Here is a 20,455-nt window from a genome sequence, read left to right as displayed (position 1 = left end):
CCACGAACAAGGGCGGGATGGTATCCCGCCCTTTTTTATTCATTCCCTCTGCCGGCCGAGGCCGGCAGGGAGATCAGAACTGCTGGAACCAGCGCTGGATCTGGGCCGGATCCTTGCTCTGGGTCAGGGCAAGCATCAGCAGCACCCGCGCCTTCTGCGGGTTGAGGGTCTCGGCGGCGACGAAGCCGTACTTGGCGTCATCGATCTCGGCATCCAGGGTGGTGGAGCCGGTCGGCACGCGTGCCGAGCGCACTACCCGGATGCCGTCCTTGCTCGCCTTGGCCAGGGTGTCGAACAGGGTGTGGTAGAGGTTGCCGTTGCCCACCCCGGCGCTGACGATGCCATCGAACTTGGCATCCACCAGGGCCTTGGCCGGCAGATCAGAAGCGTTGGCGTAGCTGTAGACGATGCCGACCTGGGGCAGCTTGTCGAGCTTGCTCACGTCAAACGGGGTCTTGCTGGTGTGCAGACGGGCCGGGCTGCGCTGATAGTCGATCTTGCCGTTGTGGATGTAGCCGAGCGGGCCGAAGTTAGGGGAGGCGAAGGTCTGTACCCCGGTGGTGTTGGTCTTGGTGACGTCGCGGGCATCGAGCACGGTGTCGTTCATCGCCACCATGACGCCACGCCCCTTGGAGGCGGGGTCGGAGGCGGTGACCACGGCGTTGTAGAGGTTCATCGGGCCGTCGGCGCTCATGGCGGTGGAGGGGCGCATGGCGCCGACCAGCACCACCGGCTTGTCGCTCTTGACGGTCAGATTGAGGAAATAGGCGGTCTCTTCCATGGTGTCGGTGCCGTGGGTGATGACGATGCCATCCACGTCATCCCTGGCCAGCAGCTCGTTGACCCGCTTGGCGAGCTTGAGCCACACCTCGTCGTTCATGTCCTGGGAGCCGATCTTCACCACCTGCTCACCCTGCACGTCGGCCACGTTCTTCATCTCTGGCACGGCGGCGATCAGCGTCTCGATGGCCACCTTGCCGGCCTCGTAGTTGGACTGGGTAGCGGACTGCCCCGCCCCGGCAATGGTGCCGCCGGTGGCCAGGATATGGACGTTGGGCAGGGCCATGGCCATCGGGGAGAGGGTCAGGCCGAGGACGGCGGCGAGCAGGGTCTTGCGGATCGGGAGAGTCATGCTGCAATTCCTTCTGGGTGATAAAAATTGCAGCAAGTTTGCGCTTTCTGTTGCAGGGGTTTGTGATGACTCTCACCAAAAAACAGCTGGGTACAGAACTTTAACCTGTTTTATACCTATATAGAGATAATTTAACTCGCCGAGAAGCCTTTGGTTTCGATCAGGGCGATCAGCTCGGCCTTGCTCAGTTCGCTCTCGATGATGGCCTTGCTGCTGGCAAAGTCGACGCTGGCGCTGCTGACGGCAGGCTGGGCCAGCAGGGCCTTTTGCAGGCTGGCGGCGCAGCCACCGCAGGACATGCCGGAGACGGTGAGTTCGATGGTCATGGGATATCTCCTCTGTTGATTGAGAGTCAGCGTAAAGCTGCCGCCCGCGGCAAGGTCAAGGGGGTGATGAAGGGGTGAGGGCCAGCAGGTTTGCTGCTGGCTAGCCCATCAGCCCCAGGTAGTTCATCAGGGTGGCCCCCAGGCTGGTGGTGACGAGCGAGCCAAGGGTGGTGGTGGCGATGATGTTGGCCGCCAGGGCGCTGTCGCCCCCCATGGCGCGGGTCATCACATAGCTGGCGGCGGCGGTGGGGGTGGAGCTGATGAGAAACAGGATGCCGAGGGCCTGCGGGCTGAAACCCAGCGCCCAGGCGCCCATCACCAGCAGCACCGGGATGCACAGCAGCCGGTTGGCGGTGGCCCAGCCGGTCAGCAGGGCGCCGCCGCGCAGGGCCTTGAGGTTGAGGCTGGCGCCGGTGCAGAGCAGCGCCAGCGGCAGGGTCATGTTGGCGAAGTAGTTGCCCGTGGTGATCACCAGCTGGGGCAGCTCGATGCCGAGCAGGCCGAACGGCAGGGCCGCCAGGATGGCGATGATCAACGGGTTTTTGGCGATCCCCCTGAGGATCGGCTTGATCCCCTTGCTGCCCCCCAGGCTGCGGGTCAGGGTGATCACCGCAAGCACGTTGTAGAGCACGGTGACCGAGCCCACCAGCAGGGCGGCGGCGCCGATCCCCTCGGCGCCGTAGGCATTCTGCACATAGGCCAGCCCCATGATCCCCATGTTGCCGCGAAAGCTCCCTTGCACGAAGATGCCGCGCTGGCGCCGCTCCGGGATGAAGCGGGCTGCCAGCAGCTCCAGCACCAGAAAGCCGGTGAGGGTGCCGAGCAGGCCGTAGACGATGAGCCAGGGGCTCGGCATGGTGGAGAAATCGGTGCGCACCATGCTGAGGAACAGCAGGGCCGGCAGGGTGACCTGGAACACCAGGCGGGAAGCGGACTCGACGAAGCTGTCCGGCAGCAGGCCCAGCTGCTTGAGCCAGATGCCGAGCAGCAGCACCACGCAGATGGGGCCCGTGATGGAGAGGGAGAAGTGCAGACTGGCCAACAGATCCATGATGCGCGTCCTGTGCGATGGCGGGTGGCACGGCATGCGCCGGCGCCAAAAGGGCATTCTAACGCCATGGGCTTGTATTCACAGGGGTTAATCACAACAATGTGGGCAATTCCACCGCCGAGCCCCTGTGAGCCACTTCATGGACAAAAAACTGACCATCCTCGATATCGCCCGACTCAGTGGTGTCGGCAAGTCGACCGTCTCCCGGGTGCTCAACCAGGATCCCAAGGTGAAGCAGGCGACCCGCGAGCGAGTGGAGCAGATCATCGCCGAGCACGGCTTCGTGCCGAGCAAGTCGGCGCGGGCCATGCGCAGCCAGAGCCAGCAGGTGGTGGGGATCATCGTCTCGCGGCTAGACTCCAGCTCGGAAAACCAGGCGGTGCGCGGCATGCTGGAGACCCTCTACCGGCGCGGTTACGACGCCGTGCTGATGGAGAGCAAGTTCTCCCCCGCCAAGGTGCAGGAGCATCTGGCGGTGCTGGAGCGGCGCGGGGTGGATGGCATCATTCTGTTCGCCTTCAACGATCTGGACTATGCCGCCATGGCGCCGCTCAGGGAGAAGCTGGTGTTGGTGGCCCGCGACCATCCCGGTTTCTCCTCGGTCTGTTTCGACGATGCCGGTGCGGTGCGCACCATGCTGGACCAGCTCGCTAACAGCGGCATCCGCGACATCGCCTACCTGGGGGTGGACACCGCCGACCTCACCACCGGCCAGCGCCGACTCGATGCCTACCTCGGCTACTGCGCCGAACAGGGGCTGACGGCGCGCAGCGCCCTCGGCGATCTCAGCTTGCAGAGCGGCTACCGGCTGGCGGCTGAGTTGCTCACCCCGACCACTGGCGCCCTGGTCTGCGCCAGCGACACCCTGGCCATAGGTGCCGCCAAGTACCTGCAGGAGCAGGGGCGCAGCGAGGTGCTGGTGACCGGCCTTGGCAACAACCCCATGCTCACCTTTCTCTTCCCCAACGCCCTCAGCCTGGATCTCGGCTACAAGGGGGCGGGGGAGCAGGCCGCGCGCCAGCTGCTCGGCCAGATCGAGCAGGATCAGCGCCCGCTGGCGACCATAGCTCCCTGCCACTCTTTGTGAACGCCATCACCTAGCACCGCACAAAAAATGCGCTTTTTGTGACCTCTGCCACGAATTGGGAACGTTCCCATTTTGATCGGGACCAATTGGCGGCATGCTAAATGGGAACGATACCAAAAACGCTCGGGCCCACAGACTGGCCCAAAAGGGCGACGCAGACCAATATCAATGGAGTCACAGAGGGAAGGCTCATGTCCAAGATCAACGCACAACATCTGGCCACGCTCATCGACAAGATCGGTGGCAAGGAGAACATCGCAACCGTCAGCCACTGCCTGACCCGGTTGCGCTTCGTCCTCAACGATCCGGCCAAAGCCGACAGCAAGGCCATCGAAACCATACCGGCGGTGAAGGGAAGCTTCACCCAGGGCGGCCAGTTCCAGGTGGTCATCGGCAACGAGGTGGAGCAGTGGTACAAGGCGCTGACCGAAGAGATCGGCGTCAGCGGCGGCAGCAAGGAGGCCGCCAAGCAGGCGGCGCGCCAGAACATGAATCCGCTGGAGCGGGGCATCTCCCACCTGGCGGAGATCTTCGTGCCCCTGCTGCCGGCCATCATCACCGGCGGTCTGATCCTGGGCTTTCGCAACGTCATCGGCGACATCAAGATGTTCGACGATGGCACCCACACCCTCACCGAGATCAGCCAGTTCTGGGCTCAGGTGCACGCCTTCCTCTGGCTGCTGGGTGAGGCCATCTTCCACTTCCTGCCGGTGGGCGTCTGCTGGTCGGCGGTGAAGAAGATGGGCGGCTCCGAGATCCTGGGTATCGTGCTCGGTATCACGCTGGTGTCGCCCCAGCTGATGAATGCCTACGGCATCGGCCAGCAGACCCCCGAGGTGTGGGACTTTGGTCTGTTCGTGATCCAGAAGGTGGGTTATCAGGCGCAGGTCATCCCGGCCCTGCTGGCGGGTGTCTTCCTTGCCTGGGTGGAGACCAATCTCAAGCGGATCATCCCGGCCTACCTCTACCTGGTCATAGTTCCCTTCATCTCCCTGCTGCTGGCAGTGATCGTGGCCCACGCCTTTATCGGCCCGTTCGGGCGCTGGCTGGGTGACGGCGTCGGCTTTGCCGCCAAGGCTGCCATGACAGGTTCGTTTGCTCCCATCGGTGCCGCCCTGTTCGGCTTCCTCTACGCGCCCCTGGTCATCACCGGTATCCACCACACCACCAACGCGGTGGATCTGCAGCTGATGCAGAGCATGGGCGGCACCCCGATTTGGCCGCTGATCGCCCTCTCCAATATCGCCCAGGCGTCTGCGGTGGTTGGCATCATCCTGATCAGCCGCAAGGAGAACGAGCGGGAGATCTCGGTACCTGCCGCCATCTCCGCCTATCTGGGGGTGACCGAGCCGGCCATGTACGGCATCAACCTCAAGTACAAGTTCCCCATGCTGTGCGCCATGGTGGGTTCCAGCCTTGCGGCCCTCATCTGCGGCTTCGCCGGAGTGATGGCCAACGGCATCGGGGTAGGGGGCCTGCCGGGCATCCTCTCCATCCAGCCGCAATACTGGGCCGTCTATGCCGTCGCCATGCTGGTGGCCATCGTCGTGCCTATCGTGCTGACTCTGCTGGTTTACCAGCGCCAGCAGGCGGCCGGCAAGCTGGCTCAGGCCAGCGCCTGACTCCACGCATCAGGGCGACCCGCAGGGGTCGCCCTCTCCCTTTTTCATTCGAGACAAGAGCAAGACCCATGAGCCAAACACCCTGGTGGCAAAGCGCCGTGATTTACCAGATCTACCCCAAGAGCTTTCAGGACAGTGGCGCGCGCGGCACTGGCGATCTCAAGGGGATCATGGCCCGCCTCGACTATCTCAAGACCCTCGGCGTCGACGCCCTCTGGCTGACTCCGGTGTACGTCTCGCCGCAGGTGGACAACGGCTATGACATCGCCGACTACCTGAATATTGATCCCGCCTACGGCACCATGGCCGATTTCGAGGCGCTCTTGGCCGCCGCCCACGCGCGCGACATTCGCATCGTGATGGACATCGTCGTCAACCACACCTCCACCGAGCACGCCTGGTTCAAGTCGGCGCTGGAGGACAAAAACAGCCCCTACCGCGACTACTACATCTGGAAAGACCCGGTGGAGGGTGGCGTGCCCAACAACTGGCAATCCAAGTTTGGCGGCAGCGCCTGGGAGCTGGATAAGGCCACCGGCCAGTACTACCTGCATCTTTTTGCCCGCGAACAGGCGGATCTCAACTGGGAGAACCCGGCCGTGCGCGCCGAGGTCAAAAGCATCATCCACTTCTGGGCGAAGAAGGGAGTGGACGGTTTCCGCCTCGACGTCATCAACCTCATCTCCAAGGATCAGCGCTTCCCGAACGACGACAGTGGCGATGGCCGCCGCTTCTACACCGACGGGCCGCGCATCCACGAATTTTTGCAGGACGTGAGCCGCGACGTGTTCGCCCCGGTGGGCGCCATGACGGTGGGGGAGATGTCCTCCACCAGCCTGGAGCACTGCCAGCGCTATGGCGCGCTGGATGGCTCAGAGCTCTCCATGGTGTTCAACTTCCACCACCTCAAGGTGGACTACCCCAATGGCGACAAGTGGACCAAGGCGCCGTTCGACTTCCTCGAACTCAAGCGCATCTTCAACCACTGGCAGAGCGGCATGCACGGCAAGGGGTGGTCGGCCCTGTTCTGGTGCAACCACGACCAGCCGCGCATCGTCTCCCGCTTCGGTGACGAGGGCGAACATAGGGTGGTAGCGGCCAAGATGCTGGCCAGCACACTGCACGGCTTGCAGGGCACCCCCTACATCTATCAGGGGGAGGAGATTGGCATGACCAACCCCGGCTATCAGCGCCTCGATGACTATCAGGACGTGGAGAGCCGCAACATCTTCGCCATCAAGCATGCCGAGGGGATGGGTGAGGCCGAGATCCTGGCCATTCTCGGCGCCAAGTCCCGCGACAACTCCCGCACGCCCATGCAGTGGAGCGCTGCGGCCAACGCCGGTTTCACGGCCGGCACCCCCTGGCTCAAGCCCGCCGCCAACTATCCCGAGATCAATGCCGAGGCGGCGCTGGCCGACACCGACTCGGTGTTCTGGCACTACCGGGATTTGATCCGCCTGCGCAAGAGTCATCCCATCTTCACTCACGGGGATTATCAGGAGCTGCTGGCGGGGCATTCGCAGATCTGGGCCTATGCCCGCCGCGCCGACGGTCAGACCCTGCTGGTGGTGAGCAACTTCTACGGCGAGCCGGCCACCTTCGCACTGCCGGAGGAGCTGGCCACCGGCAAGGGGCGCCTGCTGCTTGGCAACTACCCGGATAGCCCGGCCCGGCCGCAATCCTGTATGCTGCGCCCTTATGAATCCCTGATCTGGCTGGTGGAGTAGGCGATGAGCGAGGTGATGATGAAGGCAGCGGTGCGCGGCCCCGAGTGGCAGAAGATGGTGGCGGGGGAGCCCTATGATGCGGGCGACCCCGAGCTCAAAGCAGCGCGCGAGCGCTGCCGCAGGCTCTATCACACCTTCAACACCAGCTGGCAGGAGAAACCGGCGCGCGATGCCCTGCTCCATGAACTGCTGGGCGGCCGTGGCAAGGAGTGCGCCATCAACCCGCCCTTCTTTTGCGACTACGGGGCCAACATCTTCGTGGGCGAGAACTTCTACGCCAACGTGGGCTGCACCATCCTCGACGTGTGCGAGGTGCACATCGGCGACAACGTGCTGCTGGCGCCCGGTGTGCAGATCTACACGGCCGCTCACCCGGTGGCGGTGGCGCCGCGCATCAAGGGGGTGGAGTTCGGCAAGCCGGTGCGGATCGGCCACAACGTCTGGATCGGTGGCAGCGTCGTCATCTGCCCCGGCGTCACCATAGGGGACAACAGCGTCATTGGCGCGGGCTCCGTGGTGACCAAGGATGTGCCGGCGGGCGTGGTGGCGGCCGGCAACCCCTGCAAGGTGCTGCGGCCCATGACGGCAGCAGAGCTGGCTGGTGGCTAGTGGTACCGGCCAGCGCGCACTTTCCAACATCAAGGGCAGGTTATCCTGCCCTTTTTCTTGTCCGTCATTGGCTGAACCCGGGATGTACAGCCACTTCAGATTTTTTGAACATCTAGGCCAGTTTATCTCGCTAACAATGGCGAGCCTGGATGTTTAATATTCACTCAACGCTTAGGCAGGAACGCCAAGCGGCCAAATAACTGGTCGTTCAAGGCTGTGAGACCTTCAAATAGGAGGTCTGATGTTGGTGAAAGAACTACACACTATTTGAATAACCTCTTGCATGGATGCATTGATTCGGGGCCGTCGGCCCAGGCAATGACATAGAAACCAAGAGAGTGAATGAACATGAAAAACGTAATCAAGATGCTGGCCGTTGCAGGCCTGATGACCGCAGGTTTTGCCCAGGCTTCCGTTCCGGCTGACTTCAACGCCGCCCCGGGTGTGCTGTTTGTGAACTGGCACGCCACCGCTGCCGTCGAAGGCAAGGCCAACCCCATGCTGGAAGTGCGTGACGAGTCTGGTGATGTGGTTGCCTCCGTGCACGCCAACCTGATGGGCAGCCAGCAGGTGCAGATCCCGAGCCGCACTCAGGGCAACCTGACCGTGAGCCTGGGTGAGCAGAGCAGCGACTACCGCATTCCGTTCGGTATCGGCAGCGGGCGTCAGCGCTAAGGGATCCCCGGGCAACCGGATACCCACGCGAGACAAGACAGGGAGGCCGAGGCCTCCCTGTCGTCGTTGGCAAGAATATGCTCCAGCTCTGGCTACCGAGCTCAAAGGTGCAAGCCGGCCGTTGATCGCCATACGGCAGATCCTCGGCGCGGCCAGCTCGCAGCGCACTCTTGCGCCGCACTCTCGCGCCGCGAAGCGCGACAGATCCTCTCTTCCGATAGACCGCCTTTGATTTCCCTGCCCGACCATACCGTTGGTTGCGTACCCTCTGCCGGTTCAATGCATTGCGCGGGGCTGCTTGGCGACATCCATCCGCTGACAGCAGCCTGCCGCCTGCCGTTTCCCCGTTCCACAGAAGCCTATACTCCCTGAAGAACCTGTTGTGGGAGTGGTGATGATGCGTAGTCTCGTCTTGTTGGCCTGCTGTTGTATGGGGTCGGCCCTGGCTGCTCCGGTGCAGCTCAGGCTGCTGGAGTGGGGGTATCTGCCCGCCGGATATGAACAGCAATTTGCCGAGTATGCCAAGCGCGAGGGGGTGGAGGTGACGGTGACCCGGATCGAGCCGCTGCTCACCGACTTTGACAGCGTCTATCGTGCTCTGCGTACCCGCAGTGCCGACGTGGTGATGCCGACCAGCTACTTCTACAAGGCGCATCATCAACCCCTCTTCAAGCTGCTGTTGCCCATCGACTTTGGCCGCTTGCGCCATTACCAGGAGGTGAGGCCGGCCCTCAAGAATACCGAGTATGACAAGTTGGGGGAGCGCAACTATTCCGTGCCCTTCTCCTATGCCATGTTCAGTCTGGCTTACGACAGCAAGCAGGAAAACACCCCGCCCACCAGCTGGCAGGCGTTGGCCGAGCCGACGCGGCAGGGGCAATTTGCGGTTTTCTGCGATCAGTTTGAGCCCTTGCTCTTCTCCGTGCTGCTCTCCCTTGGCAAGTCACCCGCCCTCTTTGCCAGCGGTGAAATGCTGGCCGATAGCCCGTTGCAGAACGAGGTTGAAGGGCAACTGACCCGGCGGCTCAAGGCGAGCCGGGGCTTCTGGTTCAATCAGGCCAATCGGTGCGAGGATCTGCGCCATCAGCGCCTGGCCACCACCTGGGGGCTGGAGCTGGTGGAGTGCAATCGGCAAAACGGTCAGCAGTGGCGCATCGCCATGGTAAGGGAGGGGGCCATCTATGCCCTTGATGCCCTCTCGATTGCGCGGGATGTCGGGGATGATCCGGCCAGGCTCAAGGCGGCCTACCTGCTGATCGACTTCCTGTTGAGCGAACCCCTGCAGAGCCGCATGTTGATGGGCACACCGACGGTTTCCGGCAGCAATGGATCGGCCCGCCCCCCGCTGACCTCGGAGGAGCAGGCCGTGTTGCCGCCGCAGGCCCTGCCTGAATTTGACGAACGCCTGCTGGTGCCGGCCCTGCCTGCGCACATCAAGAATCGCTACAAGCGGATGGTGCAGCAGGCGCTGGCCAGCAGTGGCAAGGAGGGGCTGGCCAAGGTGTGTCCCTGGGATCTGGCGAACTGATGCCGGCGCTAGCGAGGTGTCAGGACGGGGCGATCGGAGAGGAGTTCCTGCACTAGTTGCACGGCCAGGTGGATATTGGACTCCATGGTATCGCCATCCTGCGCGTTGGCTTTCCAGCTGGCGGGGGCTTCCGGATGGGGCCCTGAGACGGCCACCTTGCCCCTGCCGTAGGCGCTCATCAATGCGGCGATCCGGCCATCGTCGAAGTAGGCAAGTTCACGCACCGGTTCGGTGCCTGGCTGCAGGGCGAAGGTAGGGCCGGCCTGGTAGTACATGCGGCGCACCTCCCCGAGCCAGCGAATGTCATAGATCTTGGGGGAGAAGTCCCCGTCATAGTCGTCTGACTCGGCAGGCACCAGGCCGAGCGCCTTCACATGGTTGCCCTCGTCGGCCCAGCCCAGCGAGGCGACAAAGGCACCGCCGCAGATCCCCAGATAGCGCCCGCCCTGGCGCAGGTAGCGTTTGAGCGCCCCGGCGATGGCCGGGGTGAACCGATGAACCAGGGGCTCTACGTCATCTTCGGTGCCACCGATGATAAACAGACGGGCGCCCGCCAACTTGGCCGGGAGATCGTCCAGGTTGTCGAGATAGACCACGGGGAGCCCGGCCTGCTTGACCACGGCGGCGATCGCCTCGTTGCTGTCCGGATCGGAGATTGGGCCGTTGTAGATAAGGGCGTAGTCTTGCGGGGTGCCGAGATTGGCCGGCGTCTTGCTCTGGGCCTCGCCGGCGAGGCAGCAGAGCATCACAAGGCTGGACCACAGCAGCCAGCGCACGGGTCGGCTCGCTGATGACCTCAACGCGTGAAGGCCAGGGTGTCGGTTGCTCAACATATCATCTTCCTGTGTGGGTCATCACTGTGGGGGTCAGGCCAGCTTATCGCCCTGACCGTACGGGGTATGGGACGAGCGGCTCGCAGCCCGAGTTGCGGACGCCTTGTCACCATGATGAAGAGACCATCCTCCTCGCTATAGCAGCGCTGATAGTGTTCGTCTTGGGTGGTGGCCACGAAGGCCGCCTCGTCGTCGAGGCGCATATCGCGCAGCCTCAGGCGTTCGGTCTCAAGGATAAACATGCAGGCCTCCTCCAATGAGCGGCCATTATGGGGCCTGGGATAAGGGAAGGGACAATCCCCAACCGGGGGGCGTCTCGGTGGTTGGTCGCACACCTCGCCTCGGCGAGGGTCAGGGGAGTCAATAGCGTGCCCCCATTACTGCCGCATCTTCCTTACCCGGTGTATTTCCAAGACGAATGAGCCCTCCCGGCCAGGGAGGGCTCATGCTTGCCACAGGCCAGGCGCTCGGTCGAGCGCCTCCTGATACGCCTCTACAACTTCACCATGATATGCCGCGGCACCGTGTAGTCCTCCAGGGCGTAGAGGGAGAGATCCTTGCCGTAGCCGGACATCTTCATGCCGCCGTGGGGCATCTCGGAGGTGAGCATGAAGTGGGTGTTGATCCAGGTGCAGCCGTACTGCAGGTGGCTGGCCACCTTGCTGGCAAGGCCCAGATCCCGGGTCCAGACCGAGCTGGCGAGGCCGTAGTCCGAGTCGTTGGCCCACTGCACCACCTGCTCGGCGTCGTTGAAGCGAGTCACCGACACCACGGGGCCGAATACCTCCCGGCGCACAATTTCATCCTCCTGACGGGCATGGGCGATCAGGGTCGGCTCGAAGAAGAAGCCGTTGCCGGGATGGATCTTGCCACCCGCCGTCACCTCCACGTGGCCGCTGCTCTGGGCTCGCTCCACGAAGCTCGCCACCCGGTTGCGCTGCCGGTCCGAGATGAGCGGCCCCATCTCCACCCCCTCCTCGCGCGGACCACCGACCTTGATGGAGGCCACCGCATCCGTCATGGCGGCGACAAACTTGTCGTAGATCTTGCCCTGGGCATAGATGCGGCAGGCGGCGGTGCAATCCTGGCCGGCGTTGTAGAAGCCGAAGGTGCGGATGCCCGCCACCACGGCCTCCAGGTCCGCATCATCGAAGATGATGACCGGCGCCTTGCCCCCCAGCTCCAGGTGGGTGCGTTTCATGGTACGGGCGGCGCTCTGCAGGATCTTCTGGCCGGTGGCGATGTCACCGGTCAGCGACACCATGCGCACCAGCGGGTGTTCCACCAGCGGCGCCCCGACGCTCTCGCCCCGGCCGCAGACGATGTTGATGACGCCACGGGGGAAGAGCTCGCTGGCGAGCTCCGCTAGGCGCAGGGCGGTGAGAGGGGTCTGCTCGGAGGGTTTGAGCACCACCGTATTGCCGGCGGCGAGCACCGGGGCCATCTTCCAGGCCGCCATCATCAGCGGATAGTTCCAGGGGGCAATACTGCCCACGACGCCGATGGGGTCGCGGCGGATCATGCTGGTGTGCCCCTCGATATACTCCCCCGCCAGCGGCCCCTGCAGGCAGCGGGCTGCCCCGGCGAAGAAGCGGAAGCAGTCCACCACCGCCGGCAGCTCGTCATTGAGCACCGCCAGATAGGGCTTGCCGCAGTTGAGGGATTCCAGCGCCGCAAACTCCTCGGCGTGGCGTTCGATGGCATCGGCCAGGCGCAGCAGCAGGGTACTGCGCTGGGCTGGCGTGGTGCGGCTCCACTGGGCGAAGGCGCGTTGGGCGCCGTTCACCGCCCGGTTCACCTGCTCGAACGAGGCTTCGGGCACCGAGGCGAGAAGCTCCCCGGTAGCCGGGTTGAGGATGGGCTCGGCCGGGCCGTCACCGGTGACGAACTGACCGTCGATCAAGAGTTGGGTAGAGAGTTTCATGGTTGCATCCTTGCGCACGCGTTGAGTCGTTATTTGCCACTGCCGGCGACGTCCTGGCCGTCGCGGGTGAGGTAGTAGGCAAGCAGAATGGGAATGGTGGTGAAGGCCACTATGATGAGTGCCACCACGTTGGTGACCGGCCTGTCCCGTGGCCGGATCAGCTCCTGATACATCCAGATCGGCAGCGTGGTCTGCTGGCCGGCGGTGAAGGTGGTGACGATCACCTCGTCAAAGCTGAGCGCAAATGCCAGCATGCCTCCCGCCAGCAGCGCGGTGGCGAGGTTGGGCAGGATCACGTAGCGCAAAGTCTGGAAGCCGTCGGCGCCGAGATCCATCGACGCCTCGATGAGGCTCTGGTTGGTACGGCGAAAGCGCGCCAGGGCATTGTTGTAAACCACCACCACGCAGAAGGTGGCGTGACCGATGACGATGGTCCAGAAGCTGAAGGGGATCTCCATCACCCCATAGGCGGAGCGCAGCGCGATGCCGGTGACGATGCCGGGCAGGGCGATGGGCAGCACCAGCAAGAGTGACACCACCTCCTGGCCGAAGAAACGGCTGCGGGCGATGGCCCCCGCCGCTAGGGTGCCGAGCACCATGGCCACCAGGGTAGCGAGCCCGGCCACCTCCAGCGACAGCTGGATGGCGCGCCACACGTCGGGGCGGTTGAGGGTCACCTCGAACCACTTGAGGGTGAGCCCGGGGGGCGGGAACTGGTAGCTCTTGCTCTCGCTGGTGAAGGCGTAGAGGAAGATGAACAGGATCGGAAAGTGCAGGAACAGCAAGCCGCCGATGGCCGCGTACTTGAGCAGGCCGGAGGGCTGGCTGCCATGGTCCCGTTTCATGGGTTGATTAGAGCGCATCGAAGGCCCCCAAGCGTTTCGCGATGGTCAGGTAGATGGCGATGATAAGGATCGGCACCAGCGAGAAGGCGGCGGCGAAGGGCAGGTTGCCCGCCGTGCCCTGCTGCATGTAGACCACCTGACCGATGTACATGGTGGAGTTGCCTATGATGCCGGGGATGATGTAGTCCCCGAGCGTCAGGGAGAAGGTGAAGATGGAGCCCGCCACCACGCCGGGCAGGGCCAGCGGCAGGATCAGGGTTCGAAAGGTCTGGGCCGGGGTGGCGCCGAGATCGCCGCTCGCCTCAAGCAAGGAGCGCGGGATCCGCTCCACCGCCGCCTGGATGGGCAGGATCATGAAGGGCAGCCAGACGTAGACGAACACGATGAAGGTGCCGATGCGGGAGAAGGAGAGCGACGGCCCGCCGATCACCGGCAGGGAGAGAATGGCGTCCAGCAGCCAATCCAGCCCCAGGGTGTCGGCCAGCCAGCTGATGACCCCCTCCTTGGCCAGGATCAGCTTCCAGGCGTAGACCCGCACCAGATAGCTGGACCAGAGCGGCAGCATGATGCCGACGTAGAACAGGGCCCGGGTCTTGCCGCTGGTGTAGCGCGCCATGTAGTAGGCGACGGGGAAACCGAGCAGGGCGCAGGCCAGGGTCACCAGCAGCGACATGCCGACGGTGCGCAGGATCACGTCCAGGTTTTCTGCTCGCAGCAGGGCGACGAAGTTCTGCAGCCCCAGCTCGTGGCGGATCTGGCCGCTGAACTCATCCAGCCCGAAGAAGGCGTTGGAGAGCAGCATCAGCAGGGAGCCGACGTAGATGATGCCGAGCCAGAGCAGGGGCGGCCCCAGCAGGATGGCCAGCAGCAGGCCGGAGCGACCGTAGAGCAGGGTGGAGAGGCGCCGCAGCGGCCTGACGCGAACGGAGTCGGTAGCGTGGCTCATGGCAAGGCTCGCACTGTGGGGGGCGCTCATGGTTGAGCTCCCTGGTGGGCGGTGTGCAAGCGATGGATCGCCTGCTCCGGCCAGCTGAGGCTGACCCGGGTGCCACGGGGCAGACGGACCTGGCCCTCGTTGGGGTGGTTGACGATGAGCTCGAGCTGTTCGCCGAGATCGACCCGGTAGCGCACGAAGGGGCCGAGATACTCCACCTCGCGCACCTCCCCGGACCACCCCGGCGTGCCGGCCTCGGCGAGCCGGATCCGCTCCGGGCGCACCATCATCTGGCGCTCATCGCCACACAGGCGGCGGGCCTGCTCTCCCTCGAACAGGTTGACGGTGCCGACGAAGCGGGCGACGAAGGGGGTGGCGGGGGCGTCGTAGATGGTATCAGGCGCGGCGATCTGCTCGATCTTGCCCTGATTGAAGATGCAGATGCGGTCGCTCATGGAGAGCGCCTCCTGCTGATCGTGGGTGACGAAGATAAAGGTGATGCCGAGCTGGCGCTGCAAGGCTTTGAGCTCGAGCTGCATCTGCTCGCGCAGCTTGAGGTCGAGCGCCCCCAGCGGCTCATCCAGCAAGAGGATGCGCGGCTGGTTGATCAGCGCCCGGGCGATGGCGATGCGCTGGCGCTGGCCGCCGGAGAGCTGGCCGGGCTTGCGGTTGCCGACGCCGGGCAGGCGCACCAGCTCCAGCATTTCGTCCACCTTGAGGTAACGCTCCGCCTTGGCGACGCCCTTGAGCATCAGGCCGTAGCCGATGTTGTCGCGCACATCCATGTTGGGAAACAGGGCGTAGTCCTGAAACACGGTATTGAGGTTGCGATCGTAGGGGGGGACGGTGGAGCAGGGCTCGCCGAACAGCCGGATCTTCCCCTCGCTCGGGTATTCGAAGCCCGCGATCATCCGCAGGCAGGTGGTCTTGCCGGAACCGCTCGGCCCCAGCAGGGTGAAAAACTCGCCGGCCGGGATCTGGAAGGAGATGTCGTCGACCGCCTTCACCTCGCCATAGTGGCGGCTGACCCGGTCAAATTGTACGGCGTTCATGGGACGTCCTTGTCTGTGTGGGAAGCGGGCCGGACTCCTGTCCGGCCCCATATCGACATTTACTCAGGCAACTTCAGCGACCACCCAGAATGGCGATATAGTCCGAGACCCAGCGGTAATACGGCACGCAGGTTCCCTGGCTCTTGCACTGGGAGACGGGAGTTCGCCAGAAGCGCACCCGATCGAAGTTGTCGATGCCATTGGTCTTGCATCCCTCCGGGCCCAGCAGGGCGTTGCCCTCGCAGGCGGCCGGCACCACGGGCACGGAGCCGAACCAGGAGGCGAGATCCCCCTGCAGCTTGTTGTTGAGGGAGTGCTCCAGCCACTTATAGGCACAAGTGAGGTTCTTGGCGTCGCTGTGCACCATGCTGGTGTCGGCCCAGCCGGTGACCCCTTCCTTGGGCACTGTGGTGGCGATGGGTTGCTTGTCGGCGATCAGGGTATTGGCCTGGAACGGCCAGGAACCGGAGGCCACCACTCCCTCGTTCTTGAAGTCGTCGATCTGGACGAAGGCGTCGTGCCAGTAGCGCCCCACCAGCTGACGCTGCTGGCGCAGCAGGTCGAGGGCAGCCTTGTACTGATCTTCGTTGAGCTCGTAAGGATCCTTGATGCCGAGCGCCGGCTGGTGGCTCATCAGATAGAGGGCCGCATCGGCGATGTGGATGGGGCCGTCGAACGCCTGCACCCGTCCCTTGTTGGACTTGCCGTCCGGCAGGGTCTGCTCCTCGAACACCACGCTCCAGGAGTCAGGCGCCTTGGGGAACACCTTGGTGTTGTACATCAAGATGTTGCCGCCCCACTGGTAGGGCACGCCGTAGTGCTTGCCATCCACCGTGTGCCAGGGGGCATTCTGCAGGCGGGGGTCTATCTTGCCGTAGCTCGGGATGAGCGCCAGGTTGAGCGGCTGGACCTTGCCACCGGCGATGAGGCGCAGGCTGGCGTCACCGGAGGCGGTCACCAGATCGAAGCCCCCCTCGTTCATCAGTGCCACCATCTCGTCCGAGGTGGCGGCCGTCTTGACGTTGACCTTGCAGCCGGTCTCTTTCTCGAAGCCGGTGACCCAGTCGTAGTTCTTGTCGGTCTCGCCGCGCTCCACGTAGCCGGCCCAGGCCACGATGTTGAGCTGGCCTTCACCCTTGCCGAGGGTGGTGGGGGCAGCCTGGGTCTGGCCTGCCAGCAGGGCGGGGATCAGGGCCAGGGTGAGGGGGGTCAGTTTCATCTTGCTCTCCTTGCTGGGGCGGGCACAGTGGTTATGCCACGCTGACAATTAACATCCTGTTAACCAGTCATGAGCGTAGGAGAAGCGCTGAGCAATGAGAATTTCAATTTTTAACGCCAGAGGTATCTGCTAAATAGATATCGAGTGCAGATGAATCTGAATTTTAGTGGTCGCCCGGCAAGATAGGGCTAGCGAGGGAGTGTCTGCCGAGTCCGCAGCCGGCTCTGATCCCGCACTATGTCAATGAACTCGCGGGCGGTCCACTCCAGCCGTGAACCACGTCGCCACACCAGGCCGATGTCGATGGCGGGAATGGGCTCCTTGATGGCGCGGGCCTCGACCCGCTCCTGCTCCAGCGACCAGGGGCGGTAGGCAAAGTCCGGCAGCAGGGCGAGCCCGAGCTGGCTGGCCACCAGGCTGCGCACCGCTTCTACCGAGGCGGTCCGCAGCACGATGCGCGGCGCTATGCCGTAGCGGCGCAGGCCGCCACCGATGATCTGGTCCAGCTGGTCGGCGGTCAGCGAGATCATGGGCTCTTCGCCGAGCGCCTTGAGAGAGAGGGTCGACTCGGCGCAGAGCGGGTGGTTGGCGGCGAGCCAGACCCGCAGCGGCGAGCGGGTCAGCAGCTCGGTATCGAACGCCTCCTGGCGGATGGTGCGGTTGGTCATCAGGATCCCCACATCCACCTCGCCGTTGACGATCTGGTGCTCGAGATAGGGCTGCTCGTCCTCCTTCACCTCGATCTGCACCGCCGGGAAGGCGCGGCGAAAGCGGCCGAGCGCCTCCGACAGGTAGTAGCCAGCCACCAGGGTCGTTACGCCGATAGTGAGCCGCCCCTGATCCTGCTGGGCCACCGCCTTGAGGGAGTGGCTCGCCTCGGTCATGGCGCCGAGGATGCGACGGGCATGGAGCAGAAACTGGTGGCCCTGAGTGGTTAGGCTGACCCCGCGCGGGTTGCGATCGAACAGGGGGGCGCCGAGCTCGCTCTCCAGCTCGCGGATGGCGCTGGTGACTGCCGACTGGGAGATGTGCAGCTCGGCAGCGGCGCGGCTGACCGAGAAGCTGTCGGCCACCGCCACGAAATAGCGGATCTGGCGAAAGGTGAAGTTCATCTGGGCTTCCTGCCGCGTGCGATCAAGGTGAGTGCCAGCTTAACCTCGAATCGCGCCCAGACAAAAGGCGCCGTGCTGGCGCCTTTGTCATGGTTTTTCCGGCGGTTAGCGGGAGCTGGCCGCCTCGATCACCGGGATCCGGTTCACCGCCTTGCCCAGATAGGCGAGGGTGATGGTCACAATGATGCAGGTGAAGCTGAGCCACATGTAGGGCAGGTAGTCGAGGGTGGCCACTCCCAGTACCCCGGCCATGAAGATACCGTTGTCGCTCCAGGGCACCATGCCGCAGGTGAGGGTGCCGCCGAACTCGGCGTTGCGGGAGAGGTTCTTGCGTGCCAGCCCCAGCCGGTCGTAGTTCTTGGCCATGATCTTGGGGGTCAGGATCAGCGACACATACATGGCCGAGCCGAACACGTTGGCCAGGAAGGCGGTGCCTATGGTGTGGGTCGTCAGGCTGCCGGCACCCTTGATGCGCTTCTCGAAGGCGCTGGCAATCACTTCCAGGATGCCGACCTTCTCCAGCAGGCCGCCAAAGCCCAGACCGAAGATGATGACGGCCACCGAGCCCAGCATGGACTCCATGCCGCCACGGCCCAGGATGTTGTCGATGAAGTCGACGCCGGAGGTGATGGCGAACGGGCTGTAGGCGGAGTGCATCGCCTTCACCGGATCCATGTCCTGGAACAGGATGGCCCAGACAAGGCCCAGCAGGGCGCCGAAGCTGATCACCGGGAAGGCGGGCTTGCGGTTGGCCAACAGGCCCAGCACCAGCACCACGGGCACTATGGCCAGCGGGGTGATGTTGAACTGCTTGTCGAGCGCCTCCATCACCAGGTTGACCTGCTCCAGGCTGACGTTGCCGGAGTACTGCATGCCGACCACGGTGAACAGGGCGGCGGTGATGACATAGGAGAACAGGCTGATGGGCAGCATCCCCTTGATGTGCTCCATCACGTCGACGTTGGACATGGTCGAGGCCAGCACCACGGAGTCGGAGAGCGGAGAGAGCTTGTCACCGAAGTAGACACCGGAGAGCACGGCACCGGCTACCAGCGGCGCGGGTACGCCGAGGCTGTGGCCTATGCCCATCATGGCGATGCCGGCGGTGGCGGCCGAGCCCCAGGAGGTGCCGGTGGCCAGCGAGGTGAGGGAGCAGATGATCAGGGTCGCCAGCAGGAAGATGGACGGGTGAATCACCTTGAGGCCGAAGTAGATGATGCTGGGGACGATGCCGCCGGCAATCCAGGTGCCGACCAGGGCACCGACGGAGACCAGGATCAGGATGGCCCCCATCCCCTTGGCGACACCGTCGACGGCCGCCTGCTCGAGGGATTTGTAATCATGGCCGAGCTTGATGCCGAGCCCCATGATGACGAACCAGGCGATGAACAGTGCCAACTGGATTGGCAGGTCGAGCACGCTGGTGAAGGAGAAGGCCAGGGCCAGGAAAATGGCCAGACAGGCACACACCTGCGACATGCCCGGCAATCGGATGTGGTTGTGTTGGTTTTGCATAGATACTTCCTAAACTCTTGCTCGCCACGGTCGGTCCCTCTCGTCCTGTGGATACACGTATCCCGAGGGGCCCACCCAAAAAGAGGCCGCAATCTACCACAAACCAGGGGGGACAAATCCCAACTGATTTGGCAAAAATGCAATTTTGATTGAAAAACTTACAATTTAGTTGATCTCATAACCCGTTTTTGAGTGCTCTGTCTGCCCCGATGGGACATTCGACTCCGATAGGAAAGTCCGATTGCATACTCCTAAAATACAAATGATAATTGTTATCATCTGTTGGAGGGGAGTGTGTCATGAGATGGATAGTGAGGGCCATGCTGCTGATCGGGCTGCTGGCCATCCTGATCTGGGGTCAGGAGAGGGAGTACGGGGTATGGAGTCTGGGCTTCTTGCTGGCCGCCTGGGTCATGTTCGAACCCAGGCTGAGGCCAGCGCTGATCCTGCTGCCGGTGGCCGGCATGACCGGAGTGGCGGCCCTTGTCTGGCAGCAGCCCTGGTTATGACGAGGTGGCCGGTGCGCTCTGCACCTTTTCCAGCGCCTGTTTGAGGGAGGTGATGACGTTCTTCTCCATCTCGTTGCGCTTGGCATCGGTCAGGAAGTAGATCATGTCGACGTCGTGGCGAATATAGTGGGAGGGGAGCTGGTTCAGGGTCAGGCAGCAGAGATCGGCCATCTGGTTGGCGCTCAGCGTCTGGCTGAGCCCCTGCTTCTCAATCTCCTTGAGCACCAGATGTTCGTAGAAGTTGTGAATGTCGGTATCCAGTATCATATGCATTCCTTGGCATGACGATGGGCGGTGAGTCGTCAAAAGCATAGTCATAACAAGGGTTAAAAACAAAAGGCCCGTCACTTTCGTGATGGGCCTTTTGCATAATGAATGGTGCGAAGAGAGGGACTCGAACCCTCACATCCGTGGGACACTAACACCTGAAGCTAGCGCGTCTACCAATTCCGCCACCTTCGCACACTGATTTTCTCCAGCTGGTTTTTAAATGCGATTGGAGCGCATTTTCTGCGTTTTACATGCCAGAAGCATGGTGCGAAGAGAGGGACTCGAACCCTCACACCCGGGGGGCACTAACACCTGAAGCTAGCGCGTCTACCAATTCCGCCACCTTCGCACATCGGGTTATCAGTCTGGATTTACATGCTGTCTGATAGAAGCATGGTGCGAAGAGAGGGACTCGAACCCTCACACCCGGGGGGCACTAACACCTGAAGCTAGCGCGTCTACCAATTCCGCCACCTTCGCAC

General features: G+C 63.3%; 19 protein-coding genes, 3 tRNA genes and 1 pseudogene. 7 read left to right on the top strand and 16 right to left on the bottom strand.

Features of this window, described 5'->3' with window-relative positions; genetic code table 11:
• Positions 1-73 precede the first annotated feature (73 nt).
• From ansB to AB5Y81_RS18875, 3 genes are all read right to left on the bottom strand, one after another.
• A complete protein-coding gene (gene ansB, locus AB5Y81_RS18885) occupies positions 74-1,132 on the bottom strand; it encodes an L-asparaginase 2 (protein WP_126880594.1) in 1,059 nt (352 codons plus the stop codon).
• A gap of 131 nt (positions 1,133-1,263) precedes the next feature.
• On the bottom strand, positions 1,264-1,458 hold the full coding sequence (locus AB5Y81_RS18880; RefSeq protein ID WP_005305523.1) for a heavy-metal-associated domain-containing protein: 195 nt from the start codon (positions 1,456-1,458) through the stop codon (positions 1,264-1,266).
• 100 nt (positions 1,459-1,558) lie between these two features.
• Entirely contained in the window at positions 1,559-2,509 is a 951-nt protein-coding gene (locus AB5Y81_RS18875; RefSeq protein WP_010635992.1) for an AEC family transporter, read from the bottom strand.
• 139 nt (positions 2,510-2,648) lie between these two features.
• On the opposite strand from AB5Y81_RS18875, the gene treR reads away from it, so the two are divergent.
• The 6 genes from treR (at position 2,649) to AB5Y81_RS18845 (ending at position 9,760) form a co-directional block, all read left to right on the top strand.
• Entirely contained in the window at positions 2,649-3,596 is a 948-nt protein-coding gene (treR, locus tag AB5Y81_RS18870) for a trehalose operon repressor TreR (RefSeq protein ID WP_005305518.1), read from the top strand.
• Between the two features lie 191 nt (positions 3,597-3,787).
• Entirely contained in the window at positions 3,788-5,218 is a 1,431-nt protein-coding gene (treB, locus tag AB5Y81_RS18865) for a PTS trehalose transporter subunit IIBC (protein ID WP_005305515.1), read from the top strand.
• Between the two features lie 68 nt (positions 5,219-5,286).
• The gene (gene treC, locus AB5Y81_RS18860) at positions 5,287-6,948 is read left to right on the top strand and encodes an alpha,alpha-phosphotrehalase (RefSeq protein ID WP_279485226.1); all 1,662 of its coding nucleotides are present in this window, start codon (positions 5,287-5,289) and stop codon (positions 6,946-6,948) included.
• Positions 6,949-6,951: 3 nt separating this feature from the next.
• On the top strand, positions 6,952-7,557 hold the full coding sequence (locus AB5Y81_RS18855; RefSeq protein ID WP_268009731.1) for a sugar O-acetyltransferase: 606 nt from the start codon (positions 6,952-6,954) through the stop codon (positions 7,555-7,557).
• Positions 7,558-7,899: 342 nt separating this feature from the next.
• Complete coding sequence (locus tag AB5Y81_RS18850) at positions 7,900-8,232, top strand: hypothetical protein (protein ID WP_010635997.1); 333 nt, start codon at positions 7,900-7,902, stop codon at positions 8,230-8,232.
• Positions 8,233-8,662: 430 nt separating this feature from the next.
• Positions 8,663-9,760, top strand: coding sequence for a PotD/PotF family extracellular solute-binding protein (locus tag AB5Y81_RS18845; protein ID WP_279485525.1), 1,098 nt, complete (start codon positions 8,663-8,665; stop codon positions 9,758-9,760).
• An 8-nt stretch (positions 9,761-9,768) separates the two neighbouring features.
• Here the strand turns inward: AB5Y81_RS18845 and AB5Y81_RS18840 are convergent, their stop codons facing one another.
• The 9 genes and pseudogenes from AB5Y81_RS18840 to nhaC all read right to left on the bottom strand — a co-directional run bounded on the left by AB5Y81_RS18840 (position 9,769) and on the right by nhaC (position 19,194).
• Positions 9,769-10,536: a BPL-N domain-containing protein gene (locus AB5Y81_RS18840; RefSeq protein ID WP_279485227.1), complete on the bottom strand. Its 768-nt coding sequence runs from the start codon at positions 10,534-10,536 to the stop codon at positions 9,769-9,771.
• A gap of 179 nt (positions 10,537-10,715) precedes the next feature.
• Positions 10,716-10,835, bottom strand: a pseudogene (locus AB5Y81_RS18835) (GNAT family N-acetyltransferase); the annotation flags it as partial.
• Positions 10,836-11,086: 251 nt separating this feature from the next.
• The gene (locus AB5Y81_RS18830) at positions 11,087-12,517 is read right to left on the bottom strand and encodes a gamma-aminobutyraldehyde dehydrogenase (RefSeq protein WP_216988937.1); all 1,431 of its coding nucleotides are present in this window, start codon (positions 12,515-12,517) and stop codon (positions 11,087-11,089) included.
• A gap of 29 nt (positions 12,518-12,546) precedes the next feature.
• A complete protein-coding gene (locus tag AB5Y81_RS18825) occupies positions 12,547-13,362 on the bottom strand; it encodes an ABC transporter permease (protein ID WP_010636002.1) in 816 nt (271 codons plus the stop codon).
• 7 nt (positions 13,363-13,369) lie between these two features.
• Positions 13,370-14,338 (bottom strand): ABC transporter permease, encoded by a 969-nt coding sequence (locus AB5Y81_RS18820; protein WP_043171458.1) that lies wholly within the window; start codon positions 14,336-14,338, stop codon positions 13,370-13,372.
• Positions 14,335-15,348 carry an ABC transporter ATP-binding protein gene (locus tag AB5Y81_RS18815; RefSeq protein ID WP_279485228.1) on the bottom strand — a complete coding sequence of 338 codons (1,014 nt, stop codon included), beginning with the start codon at positions 15,346-15,348 and terminating at the stop codon, positions 14,335-14,337. The genes AB5Y81_RS18820 and AB5Y81_RS18815 overlap by 4 nt, the downstream gene beginning before the upstream one ends.
• 73 nt (positions 15,349-15,421) lie before the next feature.
• Complete coding sequence (locus AB5Y81_RS18810) at positions 15,422-16,567, bottom strand: ABC transporter substrate-binding protein (protein WP_279485229.1); 1,146 nt, start codon at positions 16,565-16,567, stop codon at positions 15,422-15,424.
• 188 nt (positions 16,568-16,755) lie between these two features.
• On the bottom strand, positions 16,756-17,679 hold the full coding sequence (locus AB5Y81_RS18805; protein WP_279485230.1) for a LysR family transcriptional regulator: 924 nt from the start codon (positions 17,677-17,679) through the stop codon (positions 16,756-16,758).
• Positions 17,680-17,784: 105 nt separating this feature from the next.
• Positions 17,785-19,194 carry a Na+/H+ antiporter NhaC gene (gene nhaC, locus AB5Y81_RS18800; RefSeq protein WP_279485231.1) on the bottom strand — a complete coding sequence of 470 codons (1,410 nt, stop codon included), beginning with the start codon at positions 19,192-19,194 and terminating at the stop codon, positions 17,785-17,787.
• 299 nt (positions 19,195-19,493) lie between these two features.
• On the opposite strand from nhaC, the gene AB5Y81_RS18795 reads away from it, so the two are divergent.
• A complete protein-coding gene (locus AB5Y81_RS18795; protein ID WP_017766456.1) occupies positions 19,494-19,703 on the top strand; it encodes a hypothetical protein in 210 nt (69 codons plus the stop codon).
• On the opposite strand, the gene AB5Y81_RS18790 is transcribed toward AB5Y81_RS18795, so the two are convergent.
• From AB5Y81_RS18790 to AB5Y81_RS18775, 4 genes are all read right to left on the bottom strand, one after another.
• Complete coding sequence (locus tag AB5Y81_RS18790) at positions 19,698-19,970, bottom strand: late competence development ComFB family protein (RefSeq protein WP_005305474.1); 273 nt, start codon at positions 19,968-19,970, stop codon at positions 19,698-19,700. The two genes, AB5Y81_RS18795 and AB5Y81_RS18790, sit on opposite strands and share 6 nt — an antisense overlap.
• Positions 19,971-20,079: 109 nt before the next feature.
• A tRNA-Leu gene (locus tag AB5Y81_RS18785) sits at positions 20,080-20,165 on the bottom strand.
• 71 nt (positions 20,166-20,236) lie between these two features.
• Positions 20,237-20,322: transfer RNA gene (locus tag AB5Y81_RS18780), tRNA-Leu, on the bottom strand.
• Between the two features lie 45 nt (positions 20,323-20,367).
• Positions 20,368-20,453, bottom strand: a tRNA-Leu gene (locus AB5Y81_RS18775).
• Between the last annotated feature and the right edge of the window lie 2 nt (positions 20,454-20,455).

Source organism: Aeromonas sp. s2 (assembly GCF_040907935.1).
Taxonomy (GTDB): Bacteria; Pseudomonadota; Gammaproteobacteria; order Enterobacterales; family Aeromonadaceae; genus Aeromonas; species Aeromonas dhakensis.
This window is presented reverse-complemented; position numbering and strand designations above follow the sequence as displayed.